Origin of the sequence: Pseudalkalibacillus salsuginis (genome assembly GCF_021646685.1) — a bacterium.
Lineage (GTDB): Bacteria > Bacillota > Bacilli > Bacillales > Fictibacillaceae > Pseudalkalibacillus > Pseudalkalibacillus salsuginis.
In genome coordinates, this window is record NZ_JAKJHW010000002.1 from 81,934 (window position 1) to 95,401 (window position 13,468).

Consider the following 13,468-nt stretch of genomic DNA (forward strand, 5'->3'; position numbering starts at 1 on the left):
TGTTTTGTTCCTCCCCCTTCTTTCTCTTTACAAATACTATTATAGGAAACCAATCATTTCATGAAAAGTAACTTTCGACATAAATTTCATCATTTTCCCAAACTAAGGATAATACCTTAAATAAGGGAAATGATTGAACATTTTTTCGCTTGAATCCGAGGCTGAGACATGCTATATTTGAATGCAATATACTAAAAAAGGAGGAATTCCCATGCATCAACCATCATTACTTGAAATATTCAAACATCCTAAAACCCAAAAATACTTACAACGATCCGGAGTTGTGCATGCCATTGCCTCCAGTTTTCATGCCTATAAGCTATCCTCACAATATGGTGTGGATCCCATTCTTGCTTGTAAGGCAGCACTATTACACGACATCGGCCATTACACATGGTATAGAGATGGAAAGTGGGATTATGAACAGTATAAAGCAAATGATATCCACGCGATAAAAGGCGCAGAAAGAGCACATAAACTGCTCATTGAACTCGGAGAGGAACGGGAACATGCAAAAGCGATTTCCTTAGCTATCCTCCTGCATACTGATTCATATTTACCTGGAGGACAGTTGGAACTGAATCCATTGCAAAAAGTTGTCAGGTTAGCTGATGAGGCTGATGAAGAACCAGAAGGTCTCCATCATTATAGGGAAATTTCATATGATAAGGCGATTGAATTGATAAAAAAGCTAGACTCTATGCTTGAAGGTAAAGAAATGCCTAATCCACTTCAACAAACAAGCTGAACATTCAATCAAGAATGCATTCGATCAAGTGACCATTCGATTCCAATCGGATGCATCCCAACTCATCCCTCAGCTCCATCAGCTGATCCCTCTCATACATACCATCCATATTTAAGACTAATCGTTGAAAGCCTAAATACTTCGCCCTTTTTACCGCAAAGTCCATTAACTTCTTATGGAACCTTTCAGAATATGAGAGTTCTGCAATATACAGACACGTAACTTCTAATTGTTCTCCTTCAATGTACGTCAACCATAAAAAACCTATCTCTACATCATCATTTGAAAATACAAATGCTTCTTCATTCTCTTTCATTTCGATAGGTGGTTTAACCAAATAATTTGATAAAGAATCTGGGAGTTTCCCACTCTCATGTATGAATTTCAGGATTTCACGATCTGTTTCAGGATCAAACTGATAATAAATCACCGCGTATCCTCCTCGTTCATATATACGATTTCCCATTATGTATTATACGCTGCTCTACTTATTTCCTTCCTATTGGTATCTTTATACTTCAGTATTGCACGGAAATCGGGAATACTTTTTGTTCAACAAAAGAATCAAAAGCACTGAGGGAAAGGAGCCGTCATGTTTTCCATGAAAAACTCTTTTCCAATACAGTGCCTTTGGCGATTAAAACTTTATGATCCCGATCGAATTTTCACTGGCATAAGTCCCAATGACGCTTCCAAGTTTGATACATCGGATTTTTTTAAAGCTATCCAAGGAGAACTGCTCTTTAAGCGTCTCGATGACAACCTGTTTAGAAGGATAGCTATGTACAATCCATAATTCTTCGTGATCTTCTCTCCAATCTTGGATCATTTCAGCTAATTTTTTGATCCCTCTCTTTTTCCCACGGAAATTCTCCAGTGTCTCAACTGCACCTTCTTGTATTTTAAGAAGTGGTTTGATATTCAGAAAGTTAGCGACTTTTCCTTGTAATGTAGAAATCCTGCCGCCTTTTCTCAAATTTTCCAACGTTTCAAGTAAGATGATCCCTGTAATATCTTTCTTTCGTTCTTCAACTTTTTGATACACTTCCTCGACTGTAAGGCCATCCTGAATCAGTTGATCAGCGAGTTCCAACAAATGAATGACTCCGGCAGAAACCGTCTCTGTATCAATTAAATAGAGCTTACCTTGATCATCTTCATTGAACATTTCCTTTGCTACATTCGCACTTTGGAACGTACCACTCAAATTACTCGCAATTCCGAGATAAATGACAGAATATCCTTTTGCAAGTAAATTTTTGAATGTATCATAAAATTTCTGCGGTGCTGGTTGGCTTGTTTTAGGGAGCTCTTTCGAATGACGCATTTTTTCATAGAATTCTTCGTGGGTAATGGTTGTGCCATCCAAATAAGTGTCTTCCCCTATGAAATTGACATTCAGCGGAACAACTTCGATAGGTGTAATGATTTCAATCATTTCTTCTTGGCCCAAATAATCGCTCGCACTGTCGACAACTAAAGCAATATTCATACTCTTTCCTCATTTCCTCTGTTACTACGCAAAGTTTCTCTTTCCATCGTATTGGGTTTTTAAACAAATTACAACTACTTTTTAGATTAAAAACAATTGGCTGTTTCCATAAACAAAGGTAAATAAAAACGACCTCCTTTTACAGAGATCGTTCTATCACTAGCTTAATTTTCTTTCAACTCTTCATCGTAAAGATGACATGCTACATAGTGACCTTCTCTTGCTTCCTGCCACTTCGGTGCCACTTTCGCACATACATCCATCGCATGAGGACATCTTGTACGGAAACGACAACCGCTTGGTGGAGATACAGGAGATGGTACATCACCTTCAAGGATGATACGTTCACGGCTACGTTCAAGTTCCGGATCTGGAACAGGTATTGCTGATAAGAGTGCTTGTGTATAAGGATGCAATGGTTCATTGTAGAGCGTATCACTTTCTGTAAGCTCAACAAGGTTACCAAGATACATAACCCCAACGCGGTCACTGATATGCTTAACCATTGAAAGGTCATGCGCAATGAACAGATATGTCAAACCGCGCTCCCGTTGCAGCTTTTGCAGAAGGTTGACTACCTGAGCCTGAATTGATACATCCAATGCTGAGATAGGCTCGTCAGCAATGATGAAATCAGGATCCACTGCCAGTGCACGGGCAATCCCGATACGTTGACGCTGACCCCCACTGAATTCGTGAGGATAACGGTTTGCATGCTCTTTATTCAAACCAACTGTTTCAAGAAGTTCATGAACACGTTGCAATCTTTCTTCCTTCGTTTTTGCAAGACCATGGATATCAATGCCCTCTGCAATGATATCTTTAACGGTCATTCGCGGGTTCAATGATGCGTATGGATCCTGGAAAATCATCTGCATCTTGCGGTTGAACTCTTTCAACTTCGCTTTATTTTTCTTCCCATGGACATCCTCACCGTTAAACGTGACAGACCCGTCTGTTGCCCCGTATAAGCGGATGATCGTTCTTCCAGTTGTAGATTTCCCGCAACCGGATTCACCAACAAGACCTAATGTTTCACCTTTATAAATATCGAATGAAACATCATCTACCGCTTTCAACATTTGTCCTTTGCCCATGTTGAAATATTTCTTAAGGTTTTTTACTTCTACTAATTTCTCTCTAGTTGCCATTATCTTGCACCTCCAACAGATGCTTCTACTGGCTTCTCAACTTTAGGTGCCCTTTCATCCAATAACCAGCAAGCTGCTTTATGAGATCCGGAAACTTCAGTATGATCCGGCATATGGTCGACACATACTTTCATCGCATGTGGACACCGTGCTGCGAAAGGACAACCTTTCGGTGGATCACTCAAGTCTGGTGGAGATCCAGGTATCGCGATCAGATCTGTATCAGATGCACCCAGTTTCGGCATAGAAGCCAACAATCCCCAAGTATAAGGATGTTTCGGTTTATAGAAAATTTCATCAACCGTTCCTGTTTCAACAATTTGACCACCATACATGACAGCTACCCGTTGAGCTGCATTCGCAACCACACCCAAATCATGTGTGATCAGGATGATGGCCGTACCCGTTTTATCTTGCAAATCTTTCATCAGCTCAAGGATTTGAGCCTGTATCGTCACATCCAATGCAGTTGTCGGCTCGTCCGCAATCAAAATCTTCGGATTACAAGCAAGCGCAATCGCGATAACCACACGTTGTCTCATCCCACCGGAAAATTGGTGAGGATATTGCTTCAATCGTGCTTCAGCATTCGGAATCCCAACCAATTTCAATAGTTCAATGGCACGTGCTGTAGCTTGTGACTTCGACATCTTCTGATGGATGCGCAGTCCTTCCATGATTTGCTTTCCAACAGTCATTGTCGGATTCAATGAAGTCATTGGATCCTGGAAAATCATTGATATTTCTGATCCTCTTACTTGTTGCATTTGACGTTCAGAGTATTTTGCCAAATCCTTCCCCTGGAAGAGAATTTGTCCTTCTGTTATTCGACCAGGCGGGTTAGGGATCAATCGCATAATACTTTTGGAAGTAACGGATTTACCTGAACCTGATTCACCAACGATCGCCAGGGTTTCTCCTTTATTCAGTTTTATATCGACACCGCGCACGGCCTGTACTTCCCCTGCAAAAGTGTCGAAGGATACGTGTAAGTTCTTAACTTCTAAAATGTGTTCCATCCTCTTCACCCACCTTCTACTATTCTCTCATTTTCGGATCTAACGCATCACGTAAACCATCGGCTACCACATTGAATGCGATCATGATCAGACTGATGATGATCGACGGATAAATCATCATATGCGGGAAGATCTGCATGTTACGATAACCTTCTTCAATCAAAGTCCCTAGTGAAGCGATTGGTGGTTGTAACCCTAATCCGATAAAGCTTAAGAATGCCTCGAAGAATATGGCAGCCGGGATGGTAAACATCGTATTGATGATGATTACGCCCATGACGTTCGGTATCAAGTGTTTCGTTATGATTTTGTTATCTGATGATCCGAGCGTTCTTGATGCCAATACGAATTCTTGTCCTTTCAACTTCAAAATCTGCCCACGTACGATCCTGGACATCCCGATCCATCCTGTTATCGTCAAGGCGACGGTGATCGATATGATCCCTGGGTCCAGTACGAGTATCATCAAAATAACAACGACCAAGTTAGGGATACCGACTAGTATCTCAACAATACGTTGAAGTACATTATCAACACGGCCACCGTAATATGCTGATATTCCACCATAAGCTACACCGATCACCATATCGATTGCTGCAGCCAATAAAGCGATATATAATGAGATCCGAGTCCCTTGCCAAACACGGGTCCAAAGGTCACGTCCCAGTCCATCCGTTCCGAACCAGAAATATGTTCCTTCTTCCAGACCTTTCATTTCGTACATATCGTTGCCCATATCATCCGTGCCATCCATTATTCCCAGTTTCTCAATCACCGGAACTTTAGCTGGTAGGTTTGCACGCGTTAATTTTTGTTCTGAGAATGAATACTCATTCATATAGGGTCCAAATACCGCAAGTATTGTCAATACCAATAAGATGATACAACCGACAATAGCTGATTTATTTTTTCTAAGTCTAATCCATGCATCCTGCCAAAAGCTCAGACCTGGTCCAGCAATTTTTTCACTTTTATGACTGTCGATTTGAGCAGGTTGGAAAAGTTCATCATTTACGTAGTTTTCTCGTTTGCTCATTAGTCTTTCCCTCCTGCTATACGGATTCTTGGATCTATGATTCCATACAGGATATCGACGATCAAAATAACTAAAATTAAGAAGAATGAATAAAATAACGTAGTACCCATGATTACAGGATAATCATTGGTTTGGATTGAACGGACAAATTGTTCTCCAAGTCCTGGAACGGAGAAGATCCTCTCAATAACCAACGTACCTGTCATCAATCCAATGGCCAAAGGCCCTAAAATTGTGATCAGAGGAATTAATGCGTTTCGAATTCCATGTTTAAAGACCACAGAAAACCCACTTACACCCTTTGCTCTTGCAGTTGTAATGTAGTCTTGTCCCAAAACTTCCAGCAGTTCAGTACGTGTGAAACGAGCAGAAACTGCAACAACAAAAACTGCCAATGCTGCTGTAGGCATTACGGTATGTTCCCATCCACCCCAAAATGCGACTGGGAACCATTGCAGTTTGACCCCGATATAATATTGCATCAAGGCAGCAAATACAAAACTAGGGATTGATATTCCGATTACCGCTACGATCGTCGCAAGATAGTCCCAAATCGTGTTATAACGTATTGCAGACAGAATACCTAGTAATATACCGAAAATAGCCCCAAAAATGATTGCTTGAGTACCAAGTGTTGCAGATGGACCGATTCTGTCCATGATCAAACCTGTGACACCTCTACCATCAAATTGAAAAGAAACACCTAAATCTCCGGTAACGACATTAGCCATATATTTAACATATTGAATAGGGATTGGATCATTAAGTCCATATTTTTCAAGTATAATCGCTTCTTGCTCAGCCGTTAATTTCGCCGCGTTACTTAAGGGTGTACCCGGCATGATCTTCATTAAGAAGAAAGTGGCTGAAGCAATGAGGAACAGGGTGATGAACATATAGATCAATCGTTTTGTAATATACCCTTTCATCCTCTTCCACCTCCATGTATGCCTTTTTTTATCTATTGAAGAAGTTCAATATTACTTTTGTTATTTTCAAAAAACAATCCGATAACAGGGAAAAAGAGAGTATACGTCATTCAGGCGACATATACTCTCCTGATACTCTCCCTCTACTGACTAAACTTTAGTGCTGAACTTACTTTTCGATGTAAGCCCACTTATAGCTGTAGTCAGGCCCAAATGAGTTTTGGTAAACGTTCTTCACGTAAGGCTTCCAAAGTTGAGCACGAGCACGTTGGTAAAGAGGTGCAAGTACTGCTTCTTCTTCGATCAAGAGCTTTTCTGCTTCCAGCATTGCTTCAAAACGCTTTGCAGGTTCAGAAGTCAATGTAGTCTTAGCGTCTTTAACAAGCTTGTCGTATTTCTCATTAGAGAATCCAGTCTTGTTATGTCCGCCGTCAGTTACCCACATGTCGATGAAAGTCATTGCATCAGCATAGTCAGGTCCCCAACCAGAATTTTGGAGCTCATATTCCATGTTATCATCAAGATCCAAACGCTGTTGGAATGGAACACTCTTAAGATTGATTGTCAATCCAGGAAGGTTCGTTTCAAGCTGGTTCTTGAGGTATTCGTCCATTTTCTTAGCTACTTCAGAATCTCCACCAAGGATTTCTAAAGTGACTTCTTCTTTACCTAATTCTTCTAAACCTTTTTCCCAATGTTCTTTTGCAACTTCTGGATCAGATTTGATAAGATCTCCGTTGATTTCACGGAAGTCTTCACCTGTTTCAGGGTGAGTTACAAATCCTTTTGGAACGAAATAGTTAGCTGCAAGAGAGCCGTTGTTCAAGATGACGTTAACAAGGTCTTCCTTGTTGACTGCTGCTTGAATCGCTTTCCGAATGTGAACATTCGCTAAAATTTCGTTTTCCTGGTTCATCTTCAGGTAGAACATGACAGGCTCTTCGAATGTCTTGTAGTCTTCATGCTCTTTATACTTGTTAACGTATTCAGAAGACAGACCTACACGGTCGATCTTTCCAGTTTCGTAAAGGTTAACCCCAGTAGAAGTTTCCTTAACGACTTTAACGTTGATTTCATCTAATTTTACAGTTTCAGCATCCCAGTAATCAGGATTTTTCTTAAGTACCCAACCTTCTTCATGTTTCCAATCAGTAAGGGTGAAAGGCCCGTTGTAGATAAGGTTCTCATCTTCAAGCGCATACTGATCGCCTTGTCCTTCAACGTACTCTTCGTTTTGTGGCAAGAATGTTGCAAACGTAGTCAAGCTGATGAAGTATGGTACTGGCTGCTCAAGCTCAACCTTTAATGTTTTTTCATCTACTGCTTCAACGCCAAGCTCTTCTGGTTTCATATCGCCAGCCATGATAGCGTTAGCATTCTTAAGGTCGCCCATGATGAAGTTGTATTGAGATCCAGTGTCAGGATTTACAGCTTTTCTCCAAGCATAAACGAAATCGTCAGCTGTTACTGGAGTTCCATTTGACCATTGTGCGTCACGAAGGTGGAACGTGTAAGTCTTCTCATCTTCACTTACTTCATGCTTTTCTGCCATACCTTCTACAGGCTCCATGTTTTCTCCAAGACGGTAAAGACCTTCCATAGTCTCAGCCATAACTTGGAACGCTACAGCATCAGTTCCCATTACAGAGTCCATTGTCGGGATCTCTGCGCTTTCAAGTATATTCAATACTTGAGGTACATCCGTATTTCCGCCATCTTTTCCATCATTGCCGCTGTTGCCGTCGGAAGACTCCCCATCATTTCCTCCGCCGCCGCTACATGCAGCTAGGAACATGCTCAACACTAGAGTCAGTGTTAAAAGCAATGACCACTTTGACTTTCTCATGTCTTAATGACCTCCCCTAAATATTGGTGAAATTTTGAAAACGCATTCCTTATGAAATGTCAGATTTTTTAAGGAATTCCGTTCACATTTTGTATTATACAAGTTTTCACAAAATTTTGCATGCACTTTTTTAATATATTTTACAAAAAACCTTTGTTCATTACGGTTTCATAACAATAATCAGGACTTTATGCCTACTTTAAATTTTGGCAATTGTAAGTAGTTCGTGCTTAAAAATTGAAAATATTGTATAAAGAATATACTGAAGTATTGATTTAAAAGGATTTAACGGTATAAAGGATGAATGACTCATTCAATTGTCATTCATTTTCTAATATTTTGACATATTACACCTCGTTTAACTATGTAAAGATATTGCTTCTATAATCTCTTATCGTGTATCATCGATATGAGGTGACAGGATGCAATTGATTAAACGCTCATCATATCTTTTAGCGATTTTACTGATTATCGGTTTTGGACTCGCATTTTTTTACTACGATAAGATTACAGTTGTTACGTTCATCAACTCCGTTTTCTTAGTTTCAATGCTTTATATCATGGTCGGCGGACTGATGTTTGTTACAAGAGGCGGGTTCTTCGATGCTTTCACACACAGCTTCAGAAGACTTATGAAGAAAGGTACCAGGATGGGAGAAATCATGGATGACGTCGAGAATATGCACCTGCCGTCAGAAGCGTTTGAATATACTTATTCAGATCCTTTACTGATTACTGGTCTGATCGGATTTTTGACCACAGTGTTGATCTCCTTCAATATTTGATGTTGCAATTCAAAAACGAATTGGATATACTATCGATAATTCAATCAATCGATCATTAACCTATGTGATGAGGAAGAAAAGTACACTTCATCCCCCCTTTCGAAGAGAGTCTGTGGCTGGTGGGAACAGATAAGGGCATGAGTGGAATGGGCTTCTGAGCATTCAAACCGAAACACCTGTTGTGGAGTAGGCTTTGACGTATAGTCCCTGCGTTATCCTGGACACTCTGTAAAAACAGCTTTTGCTTGTACGCAGAGAACTGAGAGATTCTTATGAATAAAACTGGGTGGCAACGCGGTGCAATCGTCCCATAATGGACGGTTGTGTCGCGTTTTTTATTTTCGTTATTCATTTAAGGAGTGATTTTTATGGCAACCATTTTTTCAGGTGTACAGCCGACCGGATTTCCTACCCTGGGAAATTACCTCGGTGCATTGAAGCACTTTGTAACGTACCAGGAAGAAAACAACTGTTATTTCTGTGTAGTGAACCAGCACGCGATCACTGTCCCGCAAGATAAACTGGAGTTAAGGGATAATACCAGGAAATTAGCTGCATTATATCTTGCAATCGGAATTGATCCAGAGAAGTCGACGGTTTTCATCCAATCCGAAGTACCCGCCCACACCAAGATGGCATGGATCATGCAATGTATCTCTTATATCGGCGAGCTTGAAAGGATGACGCAATTCAAGGATAAATCTCAAAATCGTGTCGCTGTATCTTCTGGACTTCTCACCTATCCCCCATTGATGGCAGCGGACATTCTATTGTACGGGACCAATATCGTACCTGTCGGGGATGATCAGAAGCAACATCTTGAATTGACGAGGGATTTGGCTGAGCGATTCAACAAACAGTATAATGACATTTTTCCAATTCCTGAAATCCATATCCCGAAACTCGGGGCTCGTATCATGGATCTTGGTGAACCAACGAAAAAAATGAGCAAGTCTGGTGAAAACCCGAATGGATATATTTCAATGCTCGATGATGAGAAAACCATCCGTAAAAAAATCAAGCGTGCGACTACTGATTCTGAGGCGAAAGTCAAGTTCGACAAAGAGAATAAGCCGGGCGTCGCCAACCTTCTCACCATCTATTCACTTTGCTCAGGCAAGTCGATTGAAGAATTAGAAGCTCAATATGAAGGGAAAGGGTATGGCGACTTTAAAGAAGGTGTGGCCGATGCAGTCATATCCCGACTTAAACCGATCCAAGAGCGGTATTATGAATTGTTGGAATCTGAAGAACTCGATGACATCCTTGATCGTGGTGCAGAGAAAGCTGAATCGGTAGCAAACAAAATGCTCGCAAAAACTGAAAGGGCAATGGGATTGGAACGTAAAAGGAAAAAGAAGTAAGAAAAAAGGATGATCGGCAGGGTCATCCTTTTTTCTTATTGTTCGCTCATTGCTTCGATCTTTTTTTGCGGGTTACTTTTGCTTATATGTGAACCTGACGCAAGTCATCAGATTCCCATCCCTCGGTTCTTCAATCAGTATGTCCACCTGGTAAAAACATACATACCATCACAGTTTCCATTCCGATCCTCCTTAGAGAGCTTGACCGTATGAGACACTTCGGATTCCTCGATCTCCTTTCTGATATGCTATCCTTTCGGGCTTTTGAACGTTACATCATAACCCTATAACTCCATTTATTTTCTGCCATGCAAATGGTTAAAGGAGCTAATTTTGGTCAGCTCCTCAATCAATTCACATGTGTACCTTTTTCCAATTCCCATATTTTCTCGAAATAAGGTTGTCCTTTGATCAACCGTTCACAAATCGACTGATGCTTAGGTGTCCAACCCTGACACACTTCGAGGTATAATGCCCTCCAGGCTTCATCAAAACTCATCATCTGTATGTCGCTGTATTTTTCCGGTATCCATTCTGTGTACCAATACCTTGCTTCAGCAGTATTCCCGCTCGTATACATCTGATCAAGTGCCATGAATAACAGTTGTTTCAGCTGTCGTTCACGGCGTGTCAGTCCTTTCATGTCCTTTGGGTCGGGTGAAAGGATATGATATTCCTTTTTCTGTTCGCTGGTTACATTGAAGGAATAAAGCTTCGGATCCAATTCTTCTGCCATTTCATAAACCAATTGTTCCTGGCGTGGTATCATCCTGCTTTTACGGATTGGAATCTTATATCCCATCGTATCGATCACAAGGCATCTGTTTCCGTCTGTCGCAATCATGCAGTATTCGATTTGCTCTCTCTGATTGTTTTTACGGATGTAGCTTTTGTTCTTCACTTCGCTCAGCAGTTCACCTGGTAATTCACTCAGGTCATTTTCTATGTAGTTTAAAAGAAGTGATTCCATCTTGATGATCGGTACTTGATCCAACAGCTCGATGAAGTCCTCTTTTCTCCATTCATGGAACTCACAAACATTATAGCCATTCTCTTCACCTTCGAACCAGTTGACCCATACGTCTCTTAAATACAACATGTATACCCCTCACTTTACAGGATTTACTGTTTTGTTAGAATCAGTATAGTCAGAGGGCCGAAAAATTATTCGAGAATCGGGTTTTTTTTAGTCGACAATTGTACCTTTTCGTCACCTCTCATCGTCTCGGTTATTCTGGGAAGGCAAATAAATACTTCCCCAAACCAAGATTAGACCTAAAATGAAAAGTATGGATTCTACACGTGTCAAAATAAAGTAAAAATAGTTAACGAAGCCATGGCCTGTCGTGATCAAGTTTAGAAAGGCGATCAAACTGACGCCTCCTGATACAGCAAAGCTGAACCCGAGCAATAATAAGAATAATCGAAAGATCAAAGCCCTCATCCCCCGTAAGAGTGCTTGTACAGACGTGTTTATTCACTATATGGGACATGTGGCCAGGTTATGACAACAATTCATTTTTCCCAAGTTTCTTCTATAATAATGTACGTAATAAGAAGTTAGTTTCAACTACAAACTTTTTCATAAAGAAAAGCGCAAACGCCCTGATCAGCCACGAAGGTCACAGGAGGCCCGACGAGGAGGCTCGAGCAAACAAAGTTCGGTTCTGCGTGGGCAACATCTTAAGTAGTACTTCAATGTGTCGACCGCCGCAGGAGGACTGAAGTGATCCAAGTGGTTAGGCGTAGACAAGACGGCTGATGAGAAAAATCCATTCTCATCAGCCTTTTTACAGGGGTAAGAAAGTATAGAAATTTTGTTTCGATGAAGTGCAATCGTATTAATTAATTAATTAATTAGTGAATCGTTTGAATAATAGCGCTACGTTATGCCCTCCAAAGCCTAATGAGTTACTCATGACTGCATTGACTTCGCCTTTTCTGGCTTCATTCGGTACATAATCCAGATCACATTCAGGGTCTGGCGTTTCATAATTGATCGTCGGTGGCATAATATTGTTTTCAATCGACTTAATGGAAAGGACCGCTTCCAGAGCACCTGCGGCACCCAGCAAATGACCCGTCATCGATTTGGTAGAACTGATCGCAAGCTTTTGTGCATGTTCACCGAATACCGACTTGATCGCCGTTGTTTCATATTTATCATTAAAGTCAGTACTTGTACCATGTGCGTTCAAGTAATCTACTTCATTCGGTGACATTCCTGCATCCTGCAAAGCAATATTCATCGCGCGGACGCCGCCTTCTCCACCAGGAGCCGGTTGAGTGATATGGTGGGCATCCCCGGTAGCCCCATATCCAACAATCTCACCATAAATTCTGGCTCCGCGTTTTTGGGCTGATTCCAACGATTCAAGAACAAGGATTCCAGCACCTTCACCCATTACAAACCCATCACGGTTGGCATCGAATGGACGACTGGCAGAAGAAGGATCCGGGTTAAAAGATAATGCTTTTGCTGATGAGAATCCAGCTAATGCCATGTTTGTGATCGGCGCTTCGGACCCTCCAGTAATCATGATATCTGCATCATCCCGCTGGATCGCCTTAAAGGCATCTCCGATCGAATTCGCTCCTGATGCACAGGCTGTCACGGTACATGAATTGATCCCTTTTGCACCTAGCATGATCGAAACTTGGCCTGAAGCCATATCCGGGATCATCATCGGTACGAAGAAAGGGCTGACACGACGCTGTCCCTTTTCCATAAAAATCTGGAATTGCTGTTCGTAAGTTTCCATACCGCCGATCCCTGAACCGATCCAAACACCTACTCTTGGCGCGATTTCCTCTGTGATTGTCAAATCAGCATCTTTTACAGCCATTTGGGTTGCTGCGATTGCGAACTGAGTGAATCGATCCATCTTACGTATATCTTTTTTATCCATGAATTTGGCAGGATCGAACTCAGTCGCTTCACCGGCAACTTTTGCAGGAAATTGATCTTTATCCCTTCTTGTCAGTTCCCCGATTCCTGACTTTCCATTGATGATATTCGTCCAGGTTGTCTCTGTATCATTACCGAGTGGAGAGACAGTACCGAGTCCTGTAATAACAACTCGTTTACTCATAGTCTA

Annotated in this window: 13 protein-coding genes and 1 other annotated feature; of the genes, 3 read left to right on the top strand and 10 right to left on the bottom strand. The window is 41.3% G+C overall.

Features of this window, described 5'->3' with window-relative positions; all coding sequences use genetic code 11:
* Positions 1 to 211: 211 nt before the first annotated feature.
* A complete protein-coding gene (locus tag L1611_RS05560; protein ID WP_236312118.1) occupies positions 212 to 748 on the top strand; it encodes an HD domain-containing protein in 537 nt (178 codons plus the stop codon).
* A gap of 4 nt (positions 749 to 752) precedes the next feature.
* Here L1611_RS05560 and L1611_RS05565 read toward each other — a convergent pair whose 3' ends face one another.
* The 7 genes from L1611_RS05565 to L1611_RS05595 form a co-directional block, all read right to left on the bottom strand.
* On the bottom strand, positions 753 to 1,178 hold the full coding sequence (locus tag L1611_RS05565; RefSeq protein ID WP_236312119.1) for a GNAT family N-acetyltransferase: 426 nt from the start codon (positions 1,176 to 1,178) through the stop codon (positions 753 to 755).
* Positions 1,179 to 1,385: 207 nt separating this feature from the next.
* Positions 1,386 to 2,240: a DegV family protein gene (locus tag L1611_RS05570; protein ID WP_236312120.1), complete on the bottom strand. Its 855-nt coding sequence runs from the start codon at positions 2,238 to 2,240 to the stop codon at positions 1,386 to 1,388.
* Between the two features lie 164 nt (positions 2,241 to 2,404).
* On the bottom strand, positions 2,405 to 3,391 hold the full coding sequence (locus L1611_RS05575) for an ABC transporter ATP-binding protein (RefSeq protein ID WP_225067141.1): 987 nt from the start codon (positions 3,389 to 3,391) through the stop codon (positions 2,405 to 2,407).
* A complete protein-coding gene (locus L1611_RS05580; protein ID WP_236312121.1) occupies positions 3,391 to 4,410 on the bottom strand; it encodes an ABC transporter ATP-binding protein in 1,020 nt (339 codons plus the stop codon). Before L1611_RS05580 ends, L1611_RS05575 begins: the two co-directional genes overlap by 1 nt.
* 19 nt (positions 4,411 to 4,429) lie before the next feature.
* A complete protein-coding gene (gene opp3C, locus L1611_RS05585; protein WP_236312122.1) occupies positions 4,430 to 5,446 on the bottom strand; it encodes an oligopeptide ABC transporter permease in 1,017 nt (338 codons plus the stop codon).
* On the bottom strand, positions 5,446 to 6,375 hold the full coding sequence (gene opp3b, locus L1611_RS05590) for an oligopeptide ABC transporter permease (RefSeq protein ID WP_236312123.1): 930 nt from the start codon (positions 6,373 to 6,375) through the stop codon (positions 5,446 to 5,448). The genes opp3C and opp3b overlap by 1 nt, the downstream gene beginning before the upstream one ends.
* A gap of 169 nt (positions 6,376 to 6,544) precedes the next feature.
* Positions 6,545 to 8,221, bottom strand: coding sequence for a peptide ABC transporter substrate-binding protein (locus L1611_RS05595; RefSeq protein ID WP_236312124.1), 1,677 nt, complete (start codon positions 8,219 to 8,221; stop codon positions 6,545 to 6,547).
* A 422-nt stretch (positions 8,222 to 8,643) separates the two neighbouring features.
* On the opposite strand from L1611_RS05595, the gene L1611_RS05600 reads away from it, so the two are divergent.
* Together L1611_RS05600 and trpS are read left to right on the top strand one after the other, a co-directional pair.
* Positions 8,644 to 9,006 (top strand): DUF3899 domain-containing protein, encoded by a 363-nt coding sequence (locus L1611_RS05600; protein ID WP_236312125.1) that lies wholly within the window; start codon positions 8,644 to 8,646, stop codon positions 9,004 to 9,006.
* A gap of 58 nt (positions 9,007 to 9,064) precedes the next feature.
* Positions 9,065 to 9,320 (top strand) — a binding site (T-box leader).
* A 54-nt stretch (positions 9,321 to 9,374) separates the two neighbouring features.
* Complete coding sequence (gene trpS, locus L1611_RS05605) at positions 9,375 to 10,370, top strand: tryptophan--tRNA ligase (RefSeq protein WP_236312126.1); 996 nt, start codon at positions 9,375 to 9,377, stop codon at positions 10,368 to 10,370.
* Positions 10,371 to 10,719: 349 nt separating this feature from the next.
* Here trpS and L1611_RS05610 read toward each other — a convergent pair whose 3' ends face one another.
* From L1611_RS05610 to fabF, 3 genes are all read right to left on the bottom strand, one after another.
* The gene (locus L1611_RS05610; protein ID WP_236312127.1) at positions 10,720 to 11,469 is read right to left on the bottom strand and encodes a YjbA family protein; all 750 of its coding nucleotides are present in this window, start codon (positions 11,467 to 11,469) and stop codon (positions 10,720 to 10,722) included.
* A gap of 111 nt (positions 11,470 to 11,580) precedes the next feature.
* Positions 11,581 to 11,805: a YuzI family membrane protein gene (locus tag L1611_RS05615; RefSeq protein ID WP_265738372.1), complete on the bottom strand. Its 225-nt coding sequence runs from the start codon at positions 11,803 to 11,805 to the stop codon at positions 11,581 to 11,583.
* A gap of 418 nt (positions 11,806 to 12,223) precedes the next feature.
* Positions 12,224 to 13,462, bottom strand: coding sequence for a beta-ketoacyl-ACP synthase II (fabF, locus tag L1611_RS05620; protein ID WP_225067149.1), 1,239 nt, complete (start codon positions 13,460 to 13,462; stop codon positions 12,224 to 12,226).
* Between the last annotated feature and the right edge of the window lie 6 nt (positions 13,463 to 13,468).

What these genes read in the sequence shown, in the direction of transcription:
- L1611_RS05560 (WP_236312118.1), top strand. Translation starts at nt 212, where the DNA reads ATGCATCAACCATCATTACTTGAAATATTCAAACATCCTAAAACCCAA.
- L1611_RS05570 (WP_236312120.1), bottom strand. Translation starts at nt 2,240, where the DNA reads ATGAATATTGCTTTAGTTGTCGACAGTGCGAGCGATTATTTGGGCCAA.
- L1611_RS05575 (WP_225067141.1), bottom strand. Translation starts at nt 3,391, where the DNA reads ATGGCAACTAGAGAGAAATTAGTAGAAGTAAAAAACCTTAAGAAATAT.
- L1611_RS05580 (WP_236312121.1), bottom strand. Translation starts at nt 4,410, where the DNA reads ATGGAACACATTTTAGAAGTTAAGAACTTACACGTATCCTTCGACACT.
- opp3C (WP_236312122.1), bottom strand. Translation starts at nt 5,446, where the DNA reads ATGAGCAAACGAGAAAACTACGTAAATGATGAACTTTTCCAACCTGCT.
- opp3b (WP_236312123.1), bottom strand. Translation starts at nt 6,375, where the DNA reads ATGAAAGGGTATATTACAAAACGATTGATCTATATGTTCATCACCCTG.
- L1611_RS05595 (WP_236312124.1), bottom strand. Translation starts at nt 8,221, where the DNA reads ATGAGAAAGTCAAAGTGGTCATTGCTTTTAACACTGACTCTAGTGTTG.
- L1611_RS05600 (WP_236312125.1), top strand. Translation starts at nt 8,644, where the DNA reads ATGCAATTGATTAAACGCTCATCATATCTTTTAGCGATTTTACTGATT.
- trpS (WP_236312126.1), top strand. Translation starts at nt 9,375, where the DNA reads ATGGCAACCATTTTTTCAGGTGTACAGCCGACCGGATTTCCTACCCTG.
- L1611_RS05610 (WP_236312127.1), bottom strand. Translation starts at nt 11,469, where the DNA reads ATGTTGTATTTAAGAGACGTATGGGTCAACTGGTTCGAAGGTGAAGAG.
- fabF (WP_225067149.1), bottom strand. Translation starts at nt 13,462, where the DNA reads ATGAGTAAACGAGTTGTTATTACAGGACTCGGTACTGTCTCTCCACTC.